The sequence below is a fragment of the Streptomyces sp. NPDC059201 genome, from assembly GCF_042754585.1.
GTDB lineage: Bacteria > Actinomycetota > Actinomycetes > Streptomycetales > Streptomycetaceae > Streptomyces.
Genome location: NZ_JBHZBB010000005.1, coordinates 260,407 through 282,907, shown reverse-complemented (window position 1 = coordinate 282,907; position 22,501 = coordinate 260,407). Strand labels below are relative to the sequence as shown.

At 74.3% G+C, this 22,501-nt stretch carries 22 protein-coding genes and 1 pseudogene; 10 read left to right on the top strand and 13 right to left on the bottom strand.

Annotated elements, in window-relative coordinates; genetic code table 11:
- Positions 1-50 precede the first annotated feature (50 nt).
- Both ACFXMG_RS19325 and ACFXMG_RS19320 read right to left on the bottom strand, forming a co-directional pair.
- Positions 51-1,133, bottom strand: coding sequence for a cytochrome P450 (locus tag ACFXMG_RS19325; RefSeq protein WP_383828856.1), 1,083 nt, complete (start codon positions 1,131-1,133; stop codon positions 51-53).
- Between the two features lie 193 nt (positions 1,134-1,326).
- On the bottom strand, positions 1,327-1,881 hold the full coding sequence (locus tag ACFXMG_RS19320; RefSeq protein ID WP_383828854.1) for an FHA domain-containing protein: 555 nt from the start codon (positions 1,879-1,881) through the stop codon (positions 1,327-1,329).
- A gap of 217 nt (positions 1,882-2,098) precedes the next feature.
- On the opposite strand from ACFXMG_RS19320, the gene ACFXMG_RS19315 reads away from it, so the two are divergent.
- Both ACFXMG_RS19315 and treZ read left to right on the top strand, forming a co-directional pair.
- Entirely contained in the window at positions 2,099-3,067 is a 969-nt protein-coding gene (locus ACFXMG_RS19315) for a GNAT family N-acetyltransferase (RefSeq protein WP_383828852.1), read from the top strand.
- A gap of 71 nt (positions 3,068-3,138) precedes the next feature.
- Positions 3,139-4,890 (top strand): malto-oligosyltrehalose trehalohydrolase, encoded by a 1,752-nt coding sequence (gene treZ, locus ACFXMG_RS19310; protein ID WP_383828850.1) that lies wholly within the window; start codon positions 3,139-3,141, stop codon positions 4,888-4,890.
- Positions 4,891-4,909: 19 nt separating this feature from the next.
- Here treZ and ACFXMG_RS19305 read toward each other — a convergent pair whose 3' ends face one another.
- The 5 genes from ACFXMG_RS19305 to ACFXMG_RS19285 form a co-directional block, all read right to left on the bottom strand.
- Positions 4,910-6,061, bottom strand: a complete 1,152-nt coding sequence (locus tag ACFXMG_RS19305) for an aminopeptidase P family protein (RefSeq protein WP_383828848.1) — start codon at positions 6,059-6,061, stop codon at positions 4,910-4,912.
- An 86-nt stretch (positions 6,062-6,147) separates the two neighbouring features.
- Complete coding sequence (locus tag ACFXMG_RS19300) at positions 6,148-7,107, bottom strand: hypothetical protein (protein ID WP_383828846.1); 960 nt, start codon at positions 7,105-7,107, stop codon at positions 6,148-6,150.
- A 74-nt stretch (positions 7,108-7,181) separates the two neighbouring features.
- Complete coding sequence (locus tag ACFXMG_RS19295; RefSeq protein ID WP_383828844.1) at positions 7,182-7,718, bottom strand: tetratricopeptide repeat protein; 537 nt, start codon at positions 7,716-7,718, stop codon at positions 7,182-7,184.
- Positions 7,719-7,815: 97 nt separating this feature from the next.
- Positions 7,816-8,898 (bottom strand): hypothetical protein, encoded by a 1,083-nt coding sequence (locus ACFXMG_RS19290; protein WP_383828842.1) that lies wholly within the window; start codon positions 8,896-8,898, stop codon positions 7,816-7,818.
- An 83-nt stretch (positions 8,899-8,981) separates the two neighbouring features.
- Positions 8,982-9,617: a nucleoside/nucleotide kinase family protein gene (locus ACFXMG_RS19285; protein WP_383828840.1), complete on the bottom strand. Its 636-nt coding sequence runs from the start codon at positions 9,615-9,617 to the stop codon at positions 8,982-8,984.
- Between the two features lie 179 nt (positions 9,618-9,796).
- On the opposite strand from ACFXMG_RS19285, the gene ACFXMG_RS19280 reads away from it, so the two are divergent.
- Positions 9,797-10,219 carry a VOC family protein gene (locus tag ACFXMG_RS19280; RefSeq protein ID WP_383828838.1) on the top strand — a complete coding sequence of 141 codons (423 nt, stop codon included), beginning with the start codon at positions 9,797-9,799 and terminating at the stop codon, positions 10,217-10,219.
- Here ACFXMG_RS19280 and ACFXMG_RS19275 read toward each other — a convergent pair.
- A complete protein-coding gene (locus ACFXMG_RS19275) occupies positions 10,206-10,829 on the bottom strand; it encodes a DUF6232 family protein (RefSeq protein ID WP_383828836.1) in 624 nt (207 codons plus the stop codon). The genes ACFXMG_RS19280 and ACFXMG_RS19275 overlap by 14 nt on opposite strands.
- 399 nt (positions 10,830-11,228) lie before the next feature.
- On the opposite strand from ACFXMG_RS19275, the gene fusA reads away from it, so the two are divergent.
- Together fusA and ACFXMG_RS19265 are read left to right on the top strand one after the other, a co-directional pair.
- Positions 11,229-13,226, top strand: coding sequence for an elongation factor G (gene fusA, locus ACFXMG_RS19270; protein ID WP_383828834.1), 1,998 nt, complete (start codon positions 11,229-11,231; stop codon positions 13,224-13,226).
- Between the two features lie 172 nt (positions 13,227-13,398).
- The gene (locus ACFXMG_RS19265) at positions 13,399-14,187 is read left to right on the top strand and encodes an SDR family NAD(P)-dependent oxidoreductase (protein WP_383828832.1); all 789 of its coding nucleotides are present in this window, start codon (positions 13,399-13,401) and stop codon (positions 14,185-14,187) included.
- A 46-nt stretch (positions 14,188-14,233) separates the two neighbouring features.
- Here the strand turns inward: ACFXMG_RS19265 and msrB are convergent, their stop codons facing one another.
- From msrB to ACFXMG_RS19245, 4 genes are all read right to left on the bottom strand, one after another.
- The gene (gene msrB, locus ACFXMG_RS19260) at positions 14,234-14,641 is read right to left on the bottom strand and encodes a peptide-methionine (R)-S-oxide reductase MsrB (RefSeq protein ID WP_383828830.1); all 408 of its coding nucleotides are present in this window, start codon (positions 14,639-14,641) and stop codon (positions 14,234-14,236) included.
- 15 nt (positions 14,642-14,656) lie between these two features.
- Positions 14,657-16,054, bottom strand: a complete 1,398-nt coding sequence (gene murC / locus ACFXMG_RS19255) for a UDP-N-acetylmuramate--L-alanine ligase (protein WP_383828828.1) — start codon at positions 16,052-16,054, stop codon at positions 14,657-14,659.
- Between the two features lie 154 nt (positions 16,055-16,208).
- Positions 16,209-16,679: an indole-3-glycerol phosphate synthase gene (locus ACFXMG_RS19250; RefSeq protein WP_383828826.1), complete on the bottom strand. Its 471-nt coding sequence runs from the start codon at positions 16,677-16,679 to the stop codon at positions 16,209-16,211.
- A 106-nt stretch (positions 16,680-16,785) separates the two neighbouring features.
- Positions 16,786-17,586: a pyrimidine reductase family protein gene (locus ACFXMG_RS19245; protein WP_383828824.1), complete on the bottom strand. Its 801-nt coding sequence runs from the start codon at positions 17,584-17,586 to the stop codon at positions 16,786-16,788.
- Positions 17,587-17,622: 36 nt separating this feature from the next.
- On the opposite strand from ACFXMG_RS19245, the gene zapE reads away from it, so the two are divergent.
- From zapE to ACFXMG_RS19220, 5 genes and pseudogenes are all read left to right on the top strand, one after another.
- A complete protein-coding gene (zapE, locus tag ACFXMG_RS19240) occupies positions 17,623-18,708 on the top strand; it encodes a cell division protein ZapE (RefSeq protein WP_383828822.1) in 1,086 nt (361 codons plus the stop codon).
- A gap of 34 nt (positions 18,709-18,742) precedes the next feature.
- Positions 18,743-19,168, top strand: coding sequence for an OsmC family protein (locus ACFXMG_RS19235; RefSeq protein ID WP_383828820.1), 426 nt, complete (start codon positions 18,743-18,745; stop codon positions 19,166-19,168).
- A gap of 156 nt (positions 19,169-19,324) precedes the next feature.
- Entirely contained in the window at positions 19,325-20,698 is a 1,374-nt protein-coding gene (locus ACFXMG_RS19230) for an alkaline phosphatase PhoX (RefSeq protein WP_383828818.1), read from the top strand.
- A gap of 345 nt (positions 20,699-21,043) precedes the next feature.
- Positions 21,044-21,340, top strand: a pseudogene (locus tag ACFXMG_RS19225) (polyphosphate kinase 2 family protein); the annotation flags it as partial.
- A 78-nt stretch (positions 21,341-21,418) separates the two neighbouring features.
- Positions 21,419-22,297 (top strand): polysaccharide deacetylase family protein, encoded by an 879-nt coding sequence (locus ACFXMG_RS19220; protein ID WP_383828816.1) that lies wholly within the window; start codon positions 21,419-21,421, stop codon positions 22,295-22,297.
- Positions 22,298-22,300: 3 nt separating this feature from the next.
- On the opposite strand, the gene ACFXMG_RS19215 is transcribed toward ACFXMG_RS19220, so the two are convergent.
- Complete coding sequence (locus ACFXMG_RS19215; RefSeq protein ID WP_383828814.1) at positions 22,301-22,486, bottom strand: hypothetical protein; 186 nt, start codon at positions 22,484-22,486, stop codon at positions 22,301-22,303.
- Positions 22,487-22,501 lie beyond the last annotated feature (15 nt).

Here is a 22,501-nt window from a genome sequence, read left to right as displayed (position 1 = left end):
CGCTTGACGAGCACACGTCACCCTAACAGCGACGGTGGCGGCGCCGGGAATCAGCCGTTCGGCCGGACGATCAGGGTGCGCGGGGCCCTGGTGATCAGCCCGGTCGACACCGGGCGGAAGCCGTCGGCCAGCCGCAGCCGGGGCATCGCCTCGAAGAGCGCGCGGAGCGCGTACTCCGCCTCCAGACCGGCCAGGACCACCGCGGGGCAGGAGCCGGAGCCGTACGTGAGCTGGTCCGCGTCGTCACGGAGCGGGTCGAAGCGGTCCGGCTCGCGGAACCGCTCCGGGTCCCGCCCCGCCGCGCCGACGAGCAGGGCGACCGACGAGCCGCCCGGCAGGATCCCGCCGCTCACCCGCACGTCGGCCCGGGTCCGCCGGACGGCGATCTGCACCGGCGGGTCGCGGCGCAGCGACTCCGTCCACGCGCGGGCCACCAGACCCGCCGGGGCGTCGCGCAGGGCGGCGACCTGGTCGGGGTTCGAGAGGACGTTGCCGAGGAAGGAGGCCAGCGCCTTCTCGCGTACGGCGATCTGGCCGCCGCACTCCCCGGCGAGGGCCGCCGCCGCCCGGCCCCGGACCAGCCGCATCATGTCCCGGTAGGGCACGCCGAAGGCGGCGGCGACCGTCCCGGCGGGCAGCCAGTGGCAGAAGTCGGCGACCAGGTCGGCCTGTTGGCGGGCGGCGATCCGGCGGGCCAGGACGTAGGCGGTGCGCTCCGCGACGGACCGCAGCTCCGCGTGGTCCACGTCGGCGTGGGCGCGGGCGCACGCCGGGTCGCCGGGCCGGTGGCCGTGGGTGAAGCGGGGGTCGGTGAGGGCGGTGGCCACGTCCGCGTACCGGCTGAGCACCCAGGCGCGCAGCAGCGGGTCGTACGTGAGCGGGAACTCCTCGCGCAGCCGGCGGTGCACGGGGTGCGGGTCGGCGGCGGCGCCCGGGTCCAGGGGGCTGGGGGCGACGGTCCGCCCGCCTTGCGGCGCGGGCGGCCCCGCGGCCGGGTCGGCGAGGGTCCGCACCTGTCCGGGCGCGGCGGCGGCGGCGCGCCCCGCGGGGGCCATGGCGGGCAGTCGCCGCCAGGGGTCGTCCGCGCCCGGGCCCTCGTCGGGTCCCGTCTCGCGGTTCGGCTCGTCGCGCATCGCGCCCCCTGTCGTTCGGCCGGGTCCGCCTCGCTCACCGGCGGTGGTTGCCGCGGCCGGGATCGTGGCGCGCGTCCCCCCAGCCCACCATCCACGGCCCGGCCCCGCCCGCCGCGTACCGCCGAACGGGTGAGGAGGCACGGCCCTGACCTCGAAGAACCCCGGCCGCGACGAAGCCCCCGGGCGGCGGCCGTCAGTCCAGGGAGAGGCGGAAGCTCATCTCGCCGAAGCCGACGACGTCACCGGCCCGGACCACGACGGCGCCGACGACCCGCCGCCCGTTGACGGTCGTGCCGTTGGTGGAGCCGAGGTCGCGGAGCACCCAGAGGCCGCCCTGGAGGGAGAGTTCGGCGTGCAGCCGGGAGGCCGTCTCGTGGCTGAGCCGCAGCCCGTTCACCGGGTCGCGGCCGATCCGCAGCGGGTGCGGCCCCGGCCGCGGCAGCAGCAGCTTCGGGAGCCGCTCGGAGTGCCAGGCCCGGCGTATGCGGGCGGTGAAGGCCGACATCTGCTCGACGGCGCCGACCACCCGCCGGGTCCAGGTGCCCTCGCTGCGCAGGTCCGCGGTGAGCACGGCGAGTTCGTCGGGGCGGCGGGCCTGGAAGACCCGCTCCATCCGGAAGAGGAAGGTGTCGTGCGAGAGACGGCCCTGGGCCGCGCCCTCCCGGAGCAGGCCAAGCGCACGGTCCCGCTCGGCGTCGGTCAGCCGGGGGGAGTGCGCCGGGGGCTCGTACGGGGTCGGGGTCGTCACACCGTGATTGTCCGGGTGCCCGGGCCGGGCTGTCCAGAAGCCTCCCGTCCCGGGGACGTACCGGAGACGTACCGGGTCCGTACCGGGTCCGTAGCGGGCACGTGCCGGGCACGCACCAGGGCCGTACCGGCTCCGGCACGAATTCCCGTACCCGCCCGTCAAGATCACTGCTACGGTCTGCGAGCTCGCTCCACCGTACCCCTGGGGGAACCACCGTATGACCGACGACCTCGTCGTCCGCCCGCTCGCCGGGCCCGAGGAGCTTGACCTGTTCCTCGGCCTCAGTTACACGCTCGACCACGAACTCGCCGACGACCTCGGCACCGGCCGCCGCCGCCCCGAGTGGCTGTGGGTGGCCCTCCGCGGCGGCCGGCTGCTCGGCCGGCTCGCCTGGTGGACCAACAAGGACGGGGGCGAGCCGCTCGCCCTCGACTTCTTCGACCTCGCCCCTGACCTTCCGGCCGCGGAGGCGGCGGAGGTGGGCCGGCGTCTCCTTCGCACCGCCATCGCCGTCGTCCTGCCGGCGGGCACCGTGCCGCCGGAGTACAACCGCTACCTGCCCGCCGACTGGCGCGAGGTCCCGGAGACCCGCGACCGGGTGGAGCTGGTGCTCTCCCTGCTCGCGGAGACGGGCGCCCGGCCGCTGGTCGAGCGGCTGCGCCTGGAGTGGCTGCCGGGGACTCCGGTGGCGGCGCCCACCGGCCGGCTGTCGTTCCGCCCGGTGCGGGACCGCGAGGACCTGCTGACCCTGATGACGCCGGTGATGGAGGGCACGCTCGACGCGCACGGGCAGGCCGACCTCGCGGAGGGGCTGTCCCTGCGGGAGGCCGCCGAGCGGCACTACGACGAGGAGTTCCCGCACTACAGCTCGCCGCGCGCGTGGTGGCGGGTGGCGGAACTCCCGGGCACCGGCGAGGCCGTCGGCTTCGTGGTCCCCGCCCGCAACAACTACAACCCGATCATCGCCTACATCGGTGTGCTCCCCGCCCACCGGGGCCACGGGTACATCGACGACATCCTCGCCGAGGGCACCCGGATCCTGGCCGACGCGGGCATGCCGCGCGTCCGGGCCGCGACCGACCTGGGGAACGTGCCGATGGCCGCCGCCTTCGCCCGCGCCGGGTACGTGAACTTCCAGCGGCAGGTCGACTACGTGTGGGACGCGCCGGGCGCGTCGCGGCCCTGACTGCCAGGATGGGAACGATCAGGATGGGAACGACGTAGCCGACCGTACCGACGTCTGCGAGGAGAACCGCCGTGCTCTTCGAGGTCTGGGCGCCGCACGCCCGCGACCGGGTGACCCTGGAGCTGAACGGCACCGGGCACCCTCTCGACCGGGACCCCCTGAGGGACGGCTGGTGGACCGGCACCGTCCCGGCCGTCGACGGCGACCGGTACGGCTTCCGCCTCGGCGACGGACCCGTCCTGCCCGATCCGCGCGGCCGCAGGCTGCCGGACGGGCCGGACGGGCTCAGCGCCGTCGTCGACCACGCGGCCTACGCGTGGCGCCACGAGCCGCCCCGGCTGCGGCTGCGCGGCGCGGTGCTCTACGAGCTCCACGTCGGCACCTTCACCCCGGAGGGCACCCTCGACGCGGCCGCCGCCCGGCTCGGGGAGCTCGCCGGGCTCGGCATCACCCATGTGGAGCTGATGCCGCTCTGTCCGTTCCCCGGGGTGCGCGGCTGGGGGTACGACGGGGTGGCGCCGTGGGCGGTGCACGAACCGTACGGCGGGCCGGAGGCGCTCAAGCGCTTCACGGACGCCGCACACGGTCTCGGCATGGGCGTGGTGCTCGACGTGGTCCACAACCACCTGGGCCCCTCCGGCAACCATCTCCCGCCCTACGGGCCGTACTTCACCGACACCCACCACACGCCGTGGGGCGCGGCGGTGAACCTGGACGCGTCCGGTTCGGACGAGGTGCGGGCGTACTTCCTCGGCAGCGCGCTCTCCTGGCTGCGGGACTACCGGATCGACGGGCTGCGGCTCGACGCGGTGCACGCGCTCGCGGACGACCGGGCGCTGACCTTCCTGGAGGAACTGTCGGCGGCCGTAGACGAGTTGGCGAAGGAGCAGGGCCGGCAGCACTTCCTGATCGCCGAGTCCGACCTGGCCGACCCGCGCTCGACCACACCGCGCGCGCTCGGCGGCCTCGGGCTGCACGCGCAGTGGAACGACGACTTCCACCACGCCCTGCACACCGCGCTCACCGGTGAATCCCAGGGCTACTACGAGGACTTCGCGCGCGCCCCGATGGCGGCGCTCGCCAAGACCCTCACCCGGGTCTTCTTCCACGACGGCACCTGGTCGTCCTTCCGGGGCCGGCACCACGGCCGCCCGGTCGACCGGGAGCGCACCCCCGCCCACCGCTTCCTGGGCTACGCCCAGACCCATGACCAGATCGGCAACAGGGCGCTGGGGGACCGCCTTTCGGCCTCCCTCTCCCCCGGCCTGCTGGCCTGCGCGGCGGCGCTCGTCCTCACCGGCCCGTCGGTGCCGATGCTCTTCATGGGCGAGGAGTGGGGTGCCCGCACCCCCTGGCAGTACTTCACCGACCACACCGACCCCGAGCTCGCGGAGGCCGTACGGCGGGGCAGGCGGCGGGAGTTCGCGGCGCACGGCTGGGCCGAGGACGAGGTGCCCGACCCCCAGGACCCGGCGACCCGCGACCGCTCGGTCCTCGACCGTACGGAGCGCGAGCGCGACCCGCACCGCCGCCTCCTCGCCTGGCACCGCGAACTGATCGCCCTGCGCCGCACCCTGCCGGACCTGACCGACCCGGACCTGGGCGGCGTGAAGGTGGCCTTCGACGAGGAGGCCCGCTGGCTGGTCTTCCGCCGCGGCGACGTCCGCGTGGCGGTCAACCTGGCCGCGACCCCGGCGGCGATCCCCCTGGGCTCCAACGGCCGCGACCGGGTCCTCGCCGCGTGGGAGCCGGCCGAGGCCCCCGCCAGAGACGGCCTCCTGCGCCTGGCCCCCGAGTCGGCGGTGATCCTCTCGGACGGCTGACGGCCGGCTCCCTGAAGGACTACTCGACGATCGCCATCTCGTGCGGGGTGGCGTTGAAGCGGCGGCCGGTGCCGTCCTCCGTCATCGTCACGATGTCCTCGATGCGGACGCCGAAGCGGCCGGGGAGGTACACGCCCGGTTCGATGGAGAAGCACATGCCGGGGACGACGGGCTTCTCCTCGCCCTCGATCATGTAGGGCGGTTCGTGGGTGGTGACGCCGATGCCGTGGCCGGTGCGGTGGATGAAGTACTCGCCGTAGCCCGCGTCGGTGATGACCTTGCGGGCCGCGCGGTCGACGTCCTGGCAGGCGATGCCCGCCTTCACCGCCTCGAAGCCGGCCTGCTGGGCCTCGCGGACGAGGTCGTGGACCCGGCGCTCCTCGTCGGTCGGTTCGCCGACGTGCACGGTACGGGTGGTGTCGGAGCCGTAGCCGTGCTTGAGCCCGCCGAAGTCGAGGACGACCATGTCGCCGCGCTCGATGACCCGCTCGCCCGCCTCGTGGTGCGGGTTGGCGCCGTTGGGTCCCGAGCCGACGACGGTGAAGTCGACCTGCGAGTGCCCGAAGCGGATCAGGAGGGCGGCGAGGTCGGCGGCGACCTCGGTCTCGCGGCGCCCGGCGAACCGCACCTTCAGGATCTCCCCGTACGCCCGGTCGGCGGCGGCCCCGGCGGCCGCGATCCGGTCCAGCTCGTGGGCGTCCTTCACGGCCCGCAGCATCGGCAGGGCCTCGGTGAGGGAGACGTACGAGGTGGAGGGGAGGGCCTGCTGGAGCCCGAGGAGGTGCATCGCCCAGGCGTTGTCGCTGACGCCGAACCTCCCGTCGACATCGAGCAGCGGTGCGGTGACGGCGTACGGGTCCTTGCCGTCGGTCCAGTCGCGGAGGGTGAGCGCGGGCGCGCCGACGGCCTTCTGCGCGTCGGGGGCCTCCAGGGTGGGGACGACGAGGACCGGGTCCTGGCCGGGGGCGATGACGAGAACGGTCAGCCGCTCGGTGATCGCGGTCGGCTGGTAGCCGGTGAGATGGACGAGGTCGGGGCCCGGGGCGACGAGCACTCCGGCGAGCCCGGCCTCGGCGGCGGAGGCCGCCGCCCGGTCCATCCGGGCCCGGTAGTCGTCGGCGGTGAAGGGCGTGGGCGCGTCACCGGCGGCATCGGCGGGGGCGGTCGGCATGGGGGCTCTCCTTCGCGGTGGCGCGGGCGGTCGTCCTCCAGCATCCTCCCCGCCGGGCCCGGCCGCCGCGACCGCGCGGCGCCGGGTCAGCGCGGGCCGGGCCCCTGGGCGATGAGCCGTTCGAGCAGGTCCTGGAAGTCGTCGCCGACGACGATGCGCAGCTCGCCGCCCTCCTCGTCGTGGTCGCTGAGCTGGGTGAGGGTGCCGGCGCGCCACCAGAAGACGTACGGGCTGATGGCACCCGGAGTGTCCTCGTACTCGGAGGCGGCGAAGGAGGCCATCGCGCCGAGCGCCGGGATGATCGAGGTGTCCCGGATGGGGTGGAAGGCGATCTGGTGCCGGAAGGGCAGCGCGACCAGGGCGCCGTGCTCGCCGAGCGGCAGCCCGGTGACCCGCTGGGCGAGGGCGTCGAGGTCGAGGACGCGGCTGGCCGTGTAGAAGGAGTCCCCGGCGACGACCTCGAAGGACATGCCGTCGGCGTCCCGGACGGTCTCGTGGTCCTCGACGGGGAGCCCGCGCAGGTTCTTCAGCGCGCGGGCGCGCAACTGCGCGGGGTCGCCGAGGCGGTCGAGGGCGTCGTCGGTGAGCATCATGACGCTCTCCGGCAGGTCGAGCGCGAGGACCTCGTACAGTCCCGGGGCGAGCGTCCGGGCGTAGCCGAAGGCGCCGGGGTCGATGCCCTCGCCGTTGACGACGCGCGGGTAGAGCTGGGCGCGGATCTGCTCCGGCGGCAGCGTGTCGAGGGCGGAGGGTCCGTCCAAGGTGCGTACCACGAGGGTGACGTGACGGCGGATCAGGTCGGGCCAGACGCGGGGTCCGCGCCGGTCCCGGTGGCAGACGGCGGCGAGGTTGCCGAGGCCGAAGCGGCGCTGTCTGTCGTCCTGGACGGAGGTCGCGTAGACGGTGACCTCCAGGCCGAGTTCGGCGAACGCCTCGCGGACGGTGGCCCGGAAGAGGGCCGCCTCGCGCACGGAGAAGTACGCGAACTCCGGATCGCGCGGCGCTTCCTCGCCGTCCCGCTTGGGTCTTCTGCGCAGCCACCCCACGTGAGCCCGCCTTCCGTCGCCGTTGCGTTCAGCCTAGCGAGTGGGGTGGTGCGAGCACCGGCCGCCCGGCGAAGTCAGGACCCGTCGGGGGCGGTGAGGAGAGCGCGGGCGTAGTGCGCGAGGGAACGGTTGTAGCGGGGCAGCAGGGGCGCGAGGGCGCCGAGGGCGAGCGAGGCGGCCTCCCGGTCGCGCCCGGTGTCGGCGAGCGCGAGCGCGAGGAACGCGTCGACGGCCGGCGCGAGCGCCCGCTCGTCCGCGTCGAGCCGCGTGTCGGGCAGGTCCCGCTCGACGAGAAGCAGCTCCACGCTCCGGTCGGGGCGCCCCAGATTCCGCAGACTGCTGGCCAGCTGAATCACGGCCCGCCGGCGCCGCACCCCACTCAACCCGAGCTCAAGCGCCCGCCGGTAATGCCGCACGGCCTCGGCGGGCACCCCGGTCGAGTCGCAAGCGGCCCCGAGCTCGAAGACGGCGACGGCGTCCCCGTCCCCGCGCTCGGCGACGAGCTCCTCCATCCGAGCCCGGAACTCCCCGCCCTCTACCGCGTCGATCTCCGCCCAGAGAGCGGCGACCCGCTCCTCCCACGCCTCACTTCCGACCCGCTCGTCACTCATACCGCCAGCCTACTCGGGCCCCGGTGAGGCGCCGGGGGACGCGGGACGGCGGTGCGGGCCGGGCGCGCGGACGAGCGCGCCCGGGTGGGCGGCGGGCTCAGTCGCCGCCGCCACCGCCGCCACCGCCGTCGCCGCCTCCGCCGTCGCTGCCGCCTCCGTCGCCGCCGGAGTCACCCGCGTCGCCGCCGTCGGAGCCCCAGCCGTCGCCGCTGCCGGGTTCGTTGTCGTCGCGTCGGGTGCCCAGGTTGGTGTACCAGGGGCGGGACCAGTCGGTTTCCGTGGCGGCGGGTTCGTAGCCTTCACTGGGCCGCCACTGGGAGGGGAAGCGGGCCAGGCCGGTGGTGTCGCCGAGGCCGAAGGCGGTGGCGAAGGCGTGCGCCATGACCGCGTCCAGGGGGTCGAAGGTCTCCAGGCCCACCGGTCCGAGCGGGAGCAGGAGCTCGTCGGGACGCGCGGTCGGGCGGCGGCGCGAGGGCTTCGCGAGCAGGGCGATCCGGCGGTCGTCGCGGAGCAGCCATGAGCTGGTCGCCGTCTGGCGCTTCAGCTCCCAGCGCTGCCCGCCGAGTTCCGCCTCCACCGCGCTCTTGGACCGGCGCAGCTTCCGGTGCGTCAGGCTCAGCACCGCGGGTGTGTCGCCGACCGTGAGGGTGAGGCCGCGGGACGGGTGCGGCTCGTCGGCGTGGAACCCGTACGGCGCCCGGAGGCGTACGACGGGCGCGTGCGGGCCCCACACGTCCACCCGCACCAGCCGCCGGTCCACGGCGACGGTGACGTCCCCGGCCGGTCCGGGCGCGGTCCGCCGGGCCAGCCACAGCGGCACGCCCTCGGCCGCGGCCCGCCGGCCCAGCTCCGCGACCCACTCCGGCCCGCCGCTGAGCCGCACCGCCAGCCGCCCCAGCTCCCGCGCGAACTCCGCCGCCCGGCGCACCTTGAGCGGCACGCTCGTACCGGAGGCGCGGACGACCGGCACGATGCCCGGCCCTTCCTCCAGCCCCGCCAGCGGGCGCTCGAACCCGCCGCCGCCGACCCACCGCCCTCGCTGGTACGCCTCCGCCATCGCGGCCAGGTTCAGCTCGCCCAGCGGCGTGAACCGGACGCCCTTCCGTAGGCCGTTCTCGGTCAGCTCGACCGTCCTGGCCAGCGGGTTCCTCGACCGCTCGCCGTAAAGGATCTCCGTCACTCTTCCCCCTGTCGGTAGTCAGTGACATGGTGACGGACGGGTGCGGGCCCGCGGTAGGGCCCCCTACCCCGGCCCCGGTCGGCTCAGCTCATCGTCACCACGAGGTCGGCGCGGCTGCGGCCCGCCGCGACGAGACGCGCGTTGGCCTCGTCCGACCGCGCCACCCACGCCTCCGCCTCCGCCCGCTCCTTGCCGAAGCGGACGTGCCGGGCGACGAGGCGGGGGACGCGTACGGGGTCGGGGAGATCGAGGTACCAGACCTCGTCGAGGAGGGGGCGGACCGCCGCCCAGGCGCCGACGTCATGGAGGAGGTAGTTGCCCTCGGTGACGACGAGCGGCGTCTCCGGCGGTACGGGGATCGAGCCGGCGACCGGTTCCTCCAGGGCCCGGTCGAAGGCGGGGGCGTAGACGACGGTGCCAGGCTGCGGGGTACGGAGCCGGGCGAGCAGCGCGGCGTACCCGGCGGCGTCGAAGGTGTCGGGCGCGCCCTTGCGCGCCGCGCGCCCGAGCCGGGCCAGCTCGGCACCGGCCAGATGGAACCCGTCCATCGGCACGAGCACGGCCAGGCCGTCGAGCCGCTCGACGAGACGCGACGCAAGCGTGGACTTCCCGGCCCCCGGCGGCCCGGCGATGCCCAGAACCCGCCGTCCCGCGCCCCGCGCAAGCCCCCGCGCCCGCCCGACCAACTCCTCGAACCCCTCCGCGTCCATGGTGGGCATCCTCCCACCGCCCCCACCACGAAAACCGCCCCCGAAACCCCCGCCCGCTCCCGTCCCGCCCCTCACGGCACCCCTCCCCCGACCCTCGTACCGACCCTCGCCGGGTCTAGGGTCGGGTGGGGTCCGACGCGGGTCCGCGCGGGTGGGTTCCTGCACTTTGCGCGTATTACGTTGGGGTAATGCCGTCCATCGCACTCGTCACTCTCGTCGTCCGTGATTACGACGAGGCCATCACCTTCTACACCGGCGCCCTCGGCTTCGACCTCGTCGAGGACACCGACCGGGGCAACGGCACCCGCTGGGTCGTCGTCCGGCCGCACGGCTCCGGCGGCGTCGGCGGGATCGGGAACGCCGGGCTGCTCCTCGCCCGCCCCAAGAACGACGAGGAGGAGGCCGCCGTCGGCAACCAGACCGGCGGCCGCGTCGCCTTCTTCCTGCACACCGACGACTTCGCCCGCGACCACGCGCGGATGACCGCCGCGGGCGTGAAGTTCCTGGAGGAGCCCCGTCACGAGCCGTACGGCTCCGTCGCCGTCTTCGAGGACCTGTACGGCAACCGCTGGGACCTCCTCCAGCCGGCGAACGCCCCTACCGGTAGCTGATCCCCAGGTTGGCCCTGCCCCGCATGTGGACGACGGGGCCGTGGTCACTCGCGCGCGAGCGGGCTCCAAAAAGCTTGACCTCCACGGCGATCTCCACCGACGGGTCGTCGATCGCCCACACGATCAGGCCGGCGATGTGCCGCAGCTGCTCGGGGTCCGGCAGGGTCACGACGGCCGTGGAACCCGCGGCCGTCTGGACGACCAGTACGGGCCTGGCCGGTGCGAACGCGTCCTTCAGGACGAAGAATCCGACGCCGACCACGAAGGCGACGATCACGGGAAAGTCGCCCGCGAACAGCGCGCCGCCACCGCGCGTGAACGCGAGCCCGGCGATAACCAGCACGAGGCAGAGAAACACCCTCAGCACCGAGTCGGGCTTGACGCGCACCACCTCCACCGAGGTGACGTTCGGCAGCGGAAGCGCCGCCGAGCCGATCCACAGGACCCGGTTCTTCACCCGCAGGTCGATCGCGCGCGAACCGCGCACCGCCGGAGCCCGGCCCGGTTCGAGCAGAGGCCGCCGCGTCGGCGGATCAACAGGCGGCGGAGCAGTAGGCGGAACGGGCGGCGGGTCGTTGGGCGGTATGCCAGGGCCGTTCGTCGAGTCCATGTCTCCCCCGTGTCCTCGTGTCGCCGTAGCAGCCCCATTAAGCACCCCTCACCCCCTCCGGCACAGACCAGATACAGCCACTCCCCGCCCAACACCCCCTGAAAAAAGCGCTGTCGCGTGCGGGCGGCCACTCCCTACACTCCAACCAGTCCGTCCGAAGGACCGTCCGCACGAGATCGAGGGGAGCCGACCATGCGTCACCAGTACGCCGCCGTCGCCGTCTTCCCCCGCGCCCGCCGGTACGACGTGATCCTCGCCTCTCCCGCCTGCCGGTGACGGCTGCGCGCCCGTCATCGCAGGCCCGCTGACGCCCTCCCGCGTCCGGGAATCGCGCTGCCCTGAGCGTTTCCGAGCTCTTCTCCACGCTCGTCTCCACACAGCAGCGAAAGGCACGACACCGTGCGCGTCTCCCAGAACCCCCGTGTCCGCAACCTCGGCATCCTCGCCCACGTCGACGCGGGCAAGACCACTGTCACCGAGCGGATCCTCTTCCTCACCGGTGCCGTCCACAAGCAGGGCGAGGTCCACGACGGCACCACCGTCACCGACTTCGACCCGCAGGAGCGGGAGCGGGGGATCACCATCTCCGCCGCCGCCGTCACCTGCGCGTGGGCGGACCACCGGATCACCCTCATCGACACGCCCGGCCACGTCGACTTCTCCGACGAGGTCGAGCGCTCGCTCCGCGTCCTCGACGGGGCCGTGGCCGTCTTCGACGCGGTCGCGGGCGTCGAGCCGCAGAGCGAGACGGTGTGGCGGCAGGCGGACCGGCACGGCGTGCCCCGGATCGCCTTCGTCAACAAGATGGACCGGGCGGGCGCCGACCTCGACGCCGCCGTCGCGTCGATCCGCGCCCGCCTGGGCGCGGTCCCGCTCCCCGTCCAGCTGCCCATCGGGCGGGAGGACGGCTTCCGGGGCGTCGTGGACCTGGTCACGACGCGGGCGTACGTGTGGGACGACGACGGCCGCACCGAGACCGACGTGCCCGCCCGGCTCCGCGAGGAGGCGGTACGCCGCCGACGCGCCCTGGAGGAGGCGGTGGCCGAGCTGCACCCGGGCGCCCTGGAGGAGTTCTGCGCGGCGGACGCGCTCTCCGACGCGACGCTCGCGCAGGCCCTGCGGGAGCTCACCCTCGCCGGCTCGGCCGTCGTCGTGCTGTGCGGTTCGGCGTACCGCGACCGGGGGGTGGAACCGCTCCTGGACGCGATCGTCGCCTATCTGCCCTCCCCGCTCGACCGGCCTCCGGTCGGCGGCGGCGAGCGGGCGGCCGACCCGTACGCGCCGCTCGTCGCACTCGCCTTCAAGGTGAGCGCGACGCCGACCGGCCGCATGACGTACGTCCGCGTCTACGCGGGCACGCTCGGGAAGGGGGACACCGTGCTCGACACCGCCACCGGGCGGACGGAGCGCGTCGCCCGCGTCCTGTCGGTGCAGGCCGACCGGACGGCCGATCTGCCCGCCGGTCTCGCCGGGCAGATCGTCGCCGTCGTCGGGCCGAAGGCCGTCCGCGCCGGAGCCACCCTGTGCGCTCCGGCGGTGCCGGTCGTCCTCGAACCCGCGGTGGCCGCCGCCCCGGTCGTCTCGGTGGCCGTGGAGGCGCGCCGGAGCACGGACACCGGCCGGCTGGCGACCGGGCTCGCCCGGCTCGCCGAGGAGGACCCGTCGCTGGTGGTGCGGACCGACCCGGAGACGGGCCAGACCGTGCTGTCGGGGATGGGCGAGCTGCACCTGGAGGTCGCGGTGGAGAGGCTGCGGCGCGACCGGGACCTGGAGGTCACGGTCGGGCGCCCGCAGGTCGCGTACCGCGAGACGGTGGTGAAGGGCGTCACCGGCGTGCTGTACCGGCACGTCAAACAGGACGGCGGCGCGGGCCAGTTCGCCCATGTCGTCCTCGACATCGGACCGGCGGAGGAGGAGTTCGTGTTCACGTCCACGGTCACCGGCGGCCGGGTGCCGCAGGAGTACGTCCGCGCGGTCGAGGCCGGCTGCCGGGACGCGCTCGCCGAGGGGCCGCTCGGCGGGCACCCGGTGACGGGCGTCCGCGTCACGCTCACGGACGGGGCGACCCACCCGAAGGACTCCTCGGAGATGGCGTTCCGCACGGCCGGCCGCTTCGCCCTGCGCGAAGCGCTCCGGGCGAGCGCCATGACGCTGCTCGAACCGGTCGCGGAGGTGACGGTCACCGTCCCCGCCGAGTCGGTCGGCTCCGTCCTCGGCGACCTCGCGGCCCGCCGCGGCCGGGTCACGGACTCGCAGGTCAGGGGCGGTACGTCGGTGGTGACGGCGACGGTGCCGCTGGCCGAGCTCTTCGGCTACGCGACCCGCCTCCGCGGCCGCACCCAGGGCCGCGGCACCTTCACCACCCGCCCGTCCGGGTACGAGCCCCTGAAGGGCTGAGCCCACCCCGGGCCGAGCCTGACCTCACGCCCTGAGGTCCGGCTCGGCCCGAAGCCGCAGGGACGGAGTTCCTCGCCCGGCTCGCCTGAGAGGCGGCTGTGCCAGGATGCGTGTATCGGCCCCCTACCGCACGTGGGCGGGCCGGTACCCGCACGTCCTGAGGAGCGAACGCATGAGCAGCAGTACCCCCGCCGACTACCTCTCCGGCCTGTTCTCCCTGGAAGGGCGGACCGCCCTCGTGACGGGCGGCAGCTCGGGCATCGGCAGGGCCATCGCGGGGGCGCTGGCCCGCGCCGGGGCGCGCGTGGTCGTGCTGGCGCGCAAGGAGGCGGAGCTCGTCGCGACGGTGGACGAGCTGACGGCCGACGGCTGCCGGGCGGAGTGGGTGAGCGCGGACCTGAGCACGCGCGACGGCATCAAGGCGGGCGCGGAGGCGGCGGCCGGGGTGTTCGGGGAGCCGGACATCCTGGTGAACTCCGCCGGGATCAATCTCCGTCCGCCCTTCGGGGAGCTGGGCGAGGAGGTCTGGGACACGACGATGACGGTGAACCTGGAGGCGCCGTTCCTGCTGGGGCAGCGGTTCGGCCCGGGGATGGCGGAGCGCGGCTTCGGCCGGATCATCCACGTCACGTCCCAGCAGGCGCACCGCGCGTTCGTGCAGAGCGGGGCGTACGGGGTCTCCAAGGGCGCCCTTGAGTCGCTGGCCCGCTCGCAGGCGGAGGCGTGGTCCCCGTACGGCGTCACCGCGAACACCCTGGTCCCGGGCTTCGTGATGACTCCCCTGAACCAGCGCCTCTCCTCCGACCCGGCGAAGGTCGAGGCGCTCGCCGCCCGCACGCTGACCGGCCGCAACGGCCTGCCCGAGGACTTCACCGCCGCCGCCGTCTTCCTGGCGAGCCCCGCCTCCGCGTACGTGACGGGCCACTCCCTCTTCGTGGACGGCGGCTTCTCGGTCCACTAGGCCCGGCGCCCGAAGGCGCGGGGGCTAGTGGATCCGCCGGTCCGCGTCAGTTCTCGTCCGGCTCCAGGCGGAGGGAGATCGAGTTGATGCAGTAGCGCTGGTCCGTGGGGGTGGGGTAGCCCTCGCCCTCGAAGACGTGGCCCAGGTGGGAGCCGCAGCGGGCGCAGCGGACCTCGGTGCGGATCATGCCGTGGGAGGTGTCCGCGACCAGTTCGACGGCCTCGCTGTCCTTCGGGTCGTAGAAGGACGGCCAGCCGCAGTGCGACTCGAACTTCTCGTTCGACGTGAAGAGCTCCCCGCCGCAGGCGCGGCAGGAGTAGACACCCTTGGTCTTGGTGTCCGTGTACTCGCCGCGGAAGGCGGGCTCCGTGCCGGCCAGCCGGAGCACCTGGTACTCCGACGGGGTCAGCTGCGCCTGCCACTCCTCGTCCGGCTTCTCGACCTCGTACGCCATCGTGCGTCCACTCCCTCAGTTCGCCAGGCGGGCCAGGATCAGCGGACCGAGGTCCGTGACGTCGCCCGCGCCCATGGTCAGAACGAAGTCGCCGGGGCGGGCCATTCCCGCGACGACGTCGGGAACGGTCGCCTTGTCGTGGACGGCGGTGACGTCGGCTCCGGCGGCGCGGGCCGCGTCGAGGATCAGCTCGCTGGTGATGCCGGGGATCGGGTCCTCGCGGGCCGGGTAGATGTCGAGGACGGCGGAGGCGTCCGCGAGGGCGAGGGCGTCGCCCATCTCCTTGCCCAGTTCCTGGGTGCGGGAGAAGAGGTGCGGCTGGAAGACGACGAGGAGGCGGGAGCCCCCGGCGGCGCCGCGCATGGCCTCCAGGTCGGCGGTCATCTCGGTCGGGTGGTGCGCGTACGAGTCGATGACCTGGACGCCCGCGGCCTCGCCCTTGAGCTGGAGGCGGCGGCCGACGCCGGTGTAGGCGGTGAGCGCCTGCGCGAGGGCGGCGGGGTCGAGACCGGCGCGGGCGCCGGCGGCGAGGGCCGCGGCGGCGTTGTGCGCGTAGTGGCGGCCGGGGACGGAGACGGTGAAGGTGTGCTCGGTGCCGTCGAGGGCGACGGTGACCTCGCTCTTCATCCCGTTCGGGACGATCTTGAGGATGTGGGCGTCGGAGCCCTCGCCCTCGCCGACCGTGACGATCTCCAGGTCCTCGCGGCCGGTGGCGGCGACGCGGCGGGCCAGCTCGCGGGCGCCGGAGTGCTCGCCGACGACGAGGGTGCCGCCGGGGCGGAGCTTCGCGGCGAACTTCTCGAAGGACTCGTAGATCTCGTCCATCGAGGCGTAGTTCGCGTGGTGGTCCAGCTCGACGTTGAGGACGATCGCGACCTGGGGGTCGTACTTCTGGAAGCTGCGGTCGCTCTCGTCGGCCTCGGCGACGAACACCTCGCCGGCGCCGTGCCGGGCGTTGGTGCCGGGGCCCGCGAGGTCGCCGCCGATGGCGTACGAGGGGTCGGCGCCCAGCTCCGTGAGGGCGACGGCCAGCATGGAGGTGGTGGTCGTCTTGCCGTGGGTGCCGGCGACGGCGATCGCGTTCAGCCCGTCCATGAGGGAGGCGAGCGCGTCGGAGCGGTGCACGACGGGGATGCCGAGCTCGGCGGCGCGGGCCAGCTCGGGGTTGTCGGCGCGGATGGCGCTGGAGACGACGACGGCGGAGGCGTCGTCGGCGAGGTGCTCGGTCGCGTGGCCGAGGTGCACGGTGACGCCGTGGGCGCGCAGCGCCTCGGCGGTCGGGGAGTCCTTGGCGTCGCTGCCGGCGACCTTGGCGCCCCGCTGGGCGAGGATCTTCGCGATGCCCGACATTCCGGCACCGCCGATGCCGATGAAGTGCGGCCGTTCCATGGCGGCAGGGATGGCGGGTGCCATGCGGTTCTCTCCCCGGGTGTGCGTGTTCACTGACCTCCCCAGCGTAGTGGCTGCGGCCGGGCGGCCCGGGAAGGCGGCCGGGGACACGGTCCGGGGCCCGGGTCCGGGGGCCCGGGTTCCCCCGTGCCCCCGGCCGCGCGGGGTCGGCCCGCCGCTACTCGCTGTGGGCGAAGAGCTTCAGGACGGGTACGCCCACCTTGTGGCGGGCGCGGGAGGCCCAGTCGCGGTGGAAGAACTCCTCCACGTAGTGCGGGGCCGTGAGGACGATCACCTCGTCCGCCTCCGCCTCGTCGACGACCGCCTTCATCTTGTCGAGGGGGTGGTCCTCGACCACCTGTCCGACCGCTTCGCAGCCCGCCTCTCTCAGGGCCCGGAGCGAGTGCTCCAGGGCGAGCTCGGCCGGCTCGCGCGCCGCCTTGCCCTCCGGTTCGTCGCCCTCGCGCGCCGCTTCCTTGAGTTCGCCCAGGGCGACGTCGTCGATGGCGCGCAGCAGTACATCGGCCTGATCACCGCGCGGCTGCATCAGCACGATGAAGGACACGCCCTCGTCGCCGTGCAGGGTGGTGACGAATTCCACGTCCACGGACGTCAGGGGCTTCTCGATCATCAGAACGCTTGTGAACACCTCAGGAGCCCTTCTGCGGAAACCATCCTTCCCCGTGCCCGCACGGGGACTGCGACTGTGATTGTGCCCAGCCGACGCTAAGCGGAACGACAAATTCCGCCGATTGTCAGATCCGACGGTAGCGGCTGAAGAGGAAGCCGTCCTGCTCCAGCAGAGAAGCCAGCCCAAAGCGTGTCGGAAGCGTGAGCGAAGGTCCGTGGGCGATCCGCTGGGCATCACCCGCTGTCATCGTCGGGGAGACCGTCAGGCACAGCTCGTCCAGGACGCCCGCGGCGGTGAAGTGGCCGAGCAGCCGGGGCCCGCCCTCGGTGAGCTGCCGGCGCAGCCCGCGCTCGGCGAGCAGGGCGACCGCGCGGGCCGGGTCGACGGCGGCCCCCTCCCCTGCGAGGAGCACCTCGACACCGGCGTCCCGCGCGGCGGCGAGCCGCTCGGCGGGGGCTCCGGCGCCGGTCACGATGAGGGTCGGGACCAGCGGGGAGGTGAAGAGCGGGAGGGCGAGGTCCAGGTCGAGGGAGGCGGTGACGATCGCGATGGCGGGGGCGGGGCCCTGGCCGGCGGCGGCCCGGCGCTCCGCGAAGGCGTCCCGGGCCCGGGCGGGCCGGTACCCCTCCAGGCGTACCGTTTCCGCACCGACGACCACGACGTCCGCGAGCCCCCGCAGGGTGCCGAAGATCCGCATGTCGGTGTCGGAGGAGAGCGGCTGCGAGCGGCCCTCGTGCTGCCCGGCGCCGTCCAGCGACGAGACCATGTTCGCCCGCAGCCAGCGCTCCTCCCCCTCCGGGTACGCGTAGGCGTCGGCCAGCTCGTCGAGGGACCACTCCCGGTCGGTGCCGGTGCCTCCGGCCTGGGCGTCGTCGGCCTGGGCCTTCGGAGCTGTCATGTCCGTCACAGGGAAGAGCTGTCGCATCCTCGCAGTCTGACACGGCGCTTACAGTGGGGAACTGTGTCGACCCGTGCCCTGAATGAAGCCGCCTCCGCAGCGGCGGCCCCGCTCTCGCTGTGCTCGCGCGAGCCCCACGTCCCCGCCGACCGGCTGGTCGCGGAGATGGTCCCGCCGCCGCGCTTCGACTCGGTGCGCTTCGACACGTACCTCCCCGACCCGAACCAGCCCAGCCAGTGCGAGGCCGTCAAGGCGCTCTCCGGCTTCGCCGAGACCCTGGGCGGGGCGCACGCGACCGGCGTGGGCAAGCGCCGCTGGTTCGCCCGCAAGCCCGCCGCCCCGGCCGGCCCGCGCGGCGTCTACCTCGACGGCGGCTACGGCGTCGGCAAGACCCACCTCCTGGCCTCGCTCTGGCACGCCACGCCCGCCGAACCCGCCCTGAAGGCGTTCGGCACCTTCGTGGAGCTGACCAACCTGGTCGGCGCGCTCGGCTTCCAGCAGACCGTGCGGACGCTGAGCGAGCACCGCCTGCTGTGCATCGACGAGTTCGAGCTGGACGACCCGGGCGACACCGTCCTCGTCTCCAGCCTGCTCGGCAAGCTGGTCGAGGCGGGCGTGGCGCTCGCCGCCACCTCCAACACGCTGCCGGGCAAGCTCGGCGAGGGCCGCTTCGCCGCCGCCGACTTCCTCCGCGAGATCCAGGGCCTCTCCGCGCACTTCCGCCCGCTGCGGATCGACGGCGAGGACTACCGCCACCGGGGTCTGCCCGAGGCCCCCGCGCCCCACTCCGACCAGGTCGTCACGGAGACCGCGTACCGCGTCCCCGGCGCCTCCCTGGACGACTTCCCGCACCTGCTCGAACACCTGGCCAAGGTTCACCCGAGCCGGTACGGCGCCCTCACCGACGACCTGACGGCCGTCTGCCTCACCGACGTGGGCCCGGTCCCGGACCAGTCGACCGCGCTGCGGCTCGTCGTCCTCGCCGACCGCCTCTACGACCGCGAGATACCGGTGCTCGCCTCCGGACTCCCGTTCGACAGACTGTTCAGCGACGAGATGCTGAACGGCGGCTACCGCAAGAAGTACTTCCGGGCCATCTCCCGGCTCACCGCCCTGGCGCGGGACGCAAAGGGGCTCGTGGCGCAGTAGGTTGGGGGCCATACCCGATCGAAAGGGATCCACCATGGCCACCACCCGTCACGCCCACACCGTCTGGCAGGGCGACCTCCTCAAGGGCTCCGGCGTCGTCTCCCTCGACTCCTCCGGTCTCGGCTCCTACGACGTCTCCTGGCCGGCCCGCTCCGAGGAGCCCAACGGCAAGACCAGCCCCGAGGAGCTCATCGCCGCCGCGCACTCCTCCTGCTTCTCGATGGCCCTCTCGCACGCCCTGGCCGGCGCGGGCAACCCGCCCACCCGCCTGGAGACCAAGGCGGACGTCACTTTCCAGCCGGGCGAGGGCATCACCGGCATCCACCTCACCGTGCGCGGCGAGGTCCCCGGTCTCGACGCCGGCCAGTTCCAGGAGGCCGCCGAGGGCGCCAAGAAGAACTGCCCGGTCAGCCAGGCGCTCACCGGCACGACGATCACGCTGACGGCCGAGCTGGTCTGACGTTCCGTCATGTGACGGGACGTCTCCCGACGCCTCGTCAGGACAGGGCCGGATTACGCCGTTCGAGGCGTCGTGGACCCGCGCAGGGGCATCACGCACACCCGTGCGTGGTACACACAGCGGGTCCACACCTGTCTCCGGCGGGAAGGCCGTCCCATGTCCGTGACACGACGTCAGATCCTGGCCCGCGGCGGCGCGACCGTCGCCGGGATCGCCTTCACCGGCGCGCTCGGTGATCTCTTCGCCGGCTCCCCGGCCGTCGCCGAGCCGCGCGGGGGCTACGGCCCCCTCCTCCCCGACCCGGCCGGCCTGCTCGACCTCCCCGCCGGCTTCTCCTACCGGGTCCTCTCCCGCGAGGGCGAACCGCTCCGCTCCGGCGAGGGGCCCGTCCCCGGCCGCTGCGACGGCATGAGCGCCTTCGCCGGCCCGTACGGCGGCGTCCGCCTCGTCCGCAACCACGAGAACCGCACCGACGCCCGCCGCGCCGTCCCGCACGTGCCCGGCCTGGTCTACGACCGGGGCGGCAAGGGCGGCTGCACCGTCCTCGGCATCGGCCCCGGCGGCGAGGTCCTCGACGGCGCCGACGGGGAGCGCGTCGGCATCGCGGGCACCGCCGTCAACTGCGCGGGCGGGCCCACCCCCTGGGGCACGTGGCTGACCTGCGAGGAGACCGAGGACACGGCGGGGACGAAGGGATACGAGAAGGACCACGGCTTCGTCTTCGAGGTCGACCCGGCCGATCCCCGGCGCACCGGGGCCGTCCCGCTCACCGCGCTCGGCCGCTTCGCGCACGAGGCCGTCGCCCTCGACCCGTACAGCGGGATCGTCTACGAGACGGAGGACGCCTTCGAGCACCCCTTCGGCCTCTTCTACCGCTTCCTGCCCCAGCGGCCCATGGGCGGCACCGGCACGCTGCGCGCGGGCGGCATCCTCCAGGCGCTGCGGGTGCCCGGCGTCCCCGACCTGTCGGTGGTGCAGGAGCCCGGGACGGTCTTCGAGCGCGTCGAGTGGGTGCTGGTGCCGGACCCGCAGGCGCGCGAAACGCCCATCCGCCACCAGGACTTCGGGCCCGGCGGGATCACCCACGCGCAGAAGCTGGAGGGCTGCTACTGGGGCGGTGGCGGCGTCTACTTCGTCTCCTCCTTCGCCCGCGCCTCCGACGGCTCCGGCGCCACCCACTACGGGCAGGTGTGGAAGTACGAACCGCGCGGCCGGCGCCTCACCCTCGCCGTCGTCTTCGGCCCCGACAGCGACATCCGGCTCCCCGGCGAGTCCCCCGACAACATCTGCCTCGCCCCCACCGGCGGCCTCATGGTCTGCGAGGACGGCGCCGGCGCCCAGCACGTCTACGGCGTGACCCGCCACGGCGAGGTCTACCCGGTCGCCCGGAACGCCCAGGACGTCGGCACCCCCGAGGACCCCGAGTGGGGCGAGTTCGCGGGCGTCACCTTCTCCCCCGACGGCGGCACGATGTACGTGAACTGCTACACCCCCGGCACGACGTTCGCGGTCAGCGGCCCCTGGCGCTGACGCCCGGCCCCGTCGTGAATGCGCTGCGCTCGCGGCCCGCCCCGATCCGGCGCAGGATCGTCGGAAGGCGAGCGGCAGGGCGGACGGGCGGAAGGGGCGCGCGCGGTGGCGAAGTGGAAGCGGCTCGACGGGGAGCACGGTGGCGGCGGGCGGGACGGTCACGGCAGGCGGGACGTCGACGGCGGGCGGGGCGCGTCGCTCCGGGAGGCGTTGCGGCTGACGCCCGGCGCGGGCGTCGACCTCTCCGCGTACGACCCCCGGGACATGCCCGGCGGTCCGGACGGTCCGGGTGACAAGGCGGCCGGGGTCGCCGCCGCCGCGCTCCTCGGGCCGCGCCTCGCCGCGCGCCGCCTCCTGGAGCGCCTGGACAACCCGGACAACCCGGACAAGCACGGGAAGTTCGACCCCGGCGACATCGAGGAGCGGACCCGCCGGCCCGACTACCGGAGGGCGTACGAGGTGGCCCTGGAGCGCTGCTCGACGCCCGAGACGCCCTGGTACCTGGTCCCGGCGGACCGCAAGTGGTACCGGAACTGGGCCGTCAGCCGACTCCTCCTGGAGCACCTGGAGGCGCTGGACCCGCGCTACCCGCCCGCCGGCTTCGACGTGGCGGAGTGCCGGCGCAGGCTGCTCGCGACCTGAGCCCTGACGGGTGACGCGGCCCGCCGCGCCTCCGGGTGCGGCGGCGGGGCTTCGAGTCCCATCGGATAACTTCCGTTCGTGACCATTTCTGTACGTAAAGTGGCGACCCTCGGTCTTCTGGGCGCCGTTCTGGTCGGCTGCGGCGGGGGCGCCGACACCCCTATGACCCCGGCGCCCACGCTCCCGAAGAGCGCGGTGAAGCCGACCGCCGCCCCGGGCGCTGAGCGCCAGCCCGCCGCGCCCGCCGCGCCGCCCACGATGGCGGCCGGGCCCCAGGGCCGTACCCCCGTCTACGAACGACGGACGGGATCGAGTACGGAGAAGGTCGTCGCCCTCACCTTCGACGCCGACATGACCGCGGACCAGGGCCCCCGGGCGGCGCGCGGCGAGCGCTTCGACAACCCGGAGCTCATCGCCACGCTGCGGCGGCTGAAGGTGGACGCGACGATCTTCATGACGGGCCGCTGGGCGGAGGAGTACCCCGACCAGGCGCGTGCGATCGGCACCGACCCCCGCTTCGAGATCGCCAACCACTCGTACAGCCACTACGCCTTCGCCAAGCCCTGCTACGGCCTGCCGACGGTCGCCGCACCGGACATGGCGGCCGACGTGCGCCGCGCCTTCGAGTCCTTCCGCGACGCGGGCGCCGTCAACGTGGTCCCGTACTTCCGCTTCCCCGGCGGCTGCTACGACGACGCCGCCCTGCACGCCCTCGCCCCCGCGCGCGTGACGGCGGTCCAATGGGACGTGGTCGGCGGCGACGCGTTCGCCGAGGACCCCGACGCGGTGGCGGAACAGGTCCTCTCCGGGGTCCGCCCCGGCTCCCTCGTCGTCCTCCACTGCACCCGCAGCGCCGCCCCGGCCACCGAGCGGGCCATCCGCCGCGTCGTCCCCGAACTCCGGGCCCGCGGCTACCGCTTCGTGAAGGTCAGCGAGCTGATGCGCGCGAAGAGCTGAGGCTCAGCCGGAGCAGGCGTGGCGCTGGGCCTCCTGCCATTCGCAGACGGGGCACAGGACGACGCCCTTCGCCGTCTCCGCGTACTCGGTGGGCTCCAGGCACAGGACGCAGCGCGCGTACGGCCCTTCGGCCGCCTTCGGGGGGCGGGGGGCGGGTGCGGGGGCACAGGACTCCGGTTCCGTGGGCATGTCAGCGAGGCTACT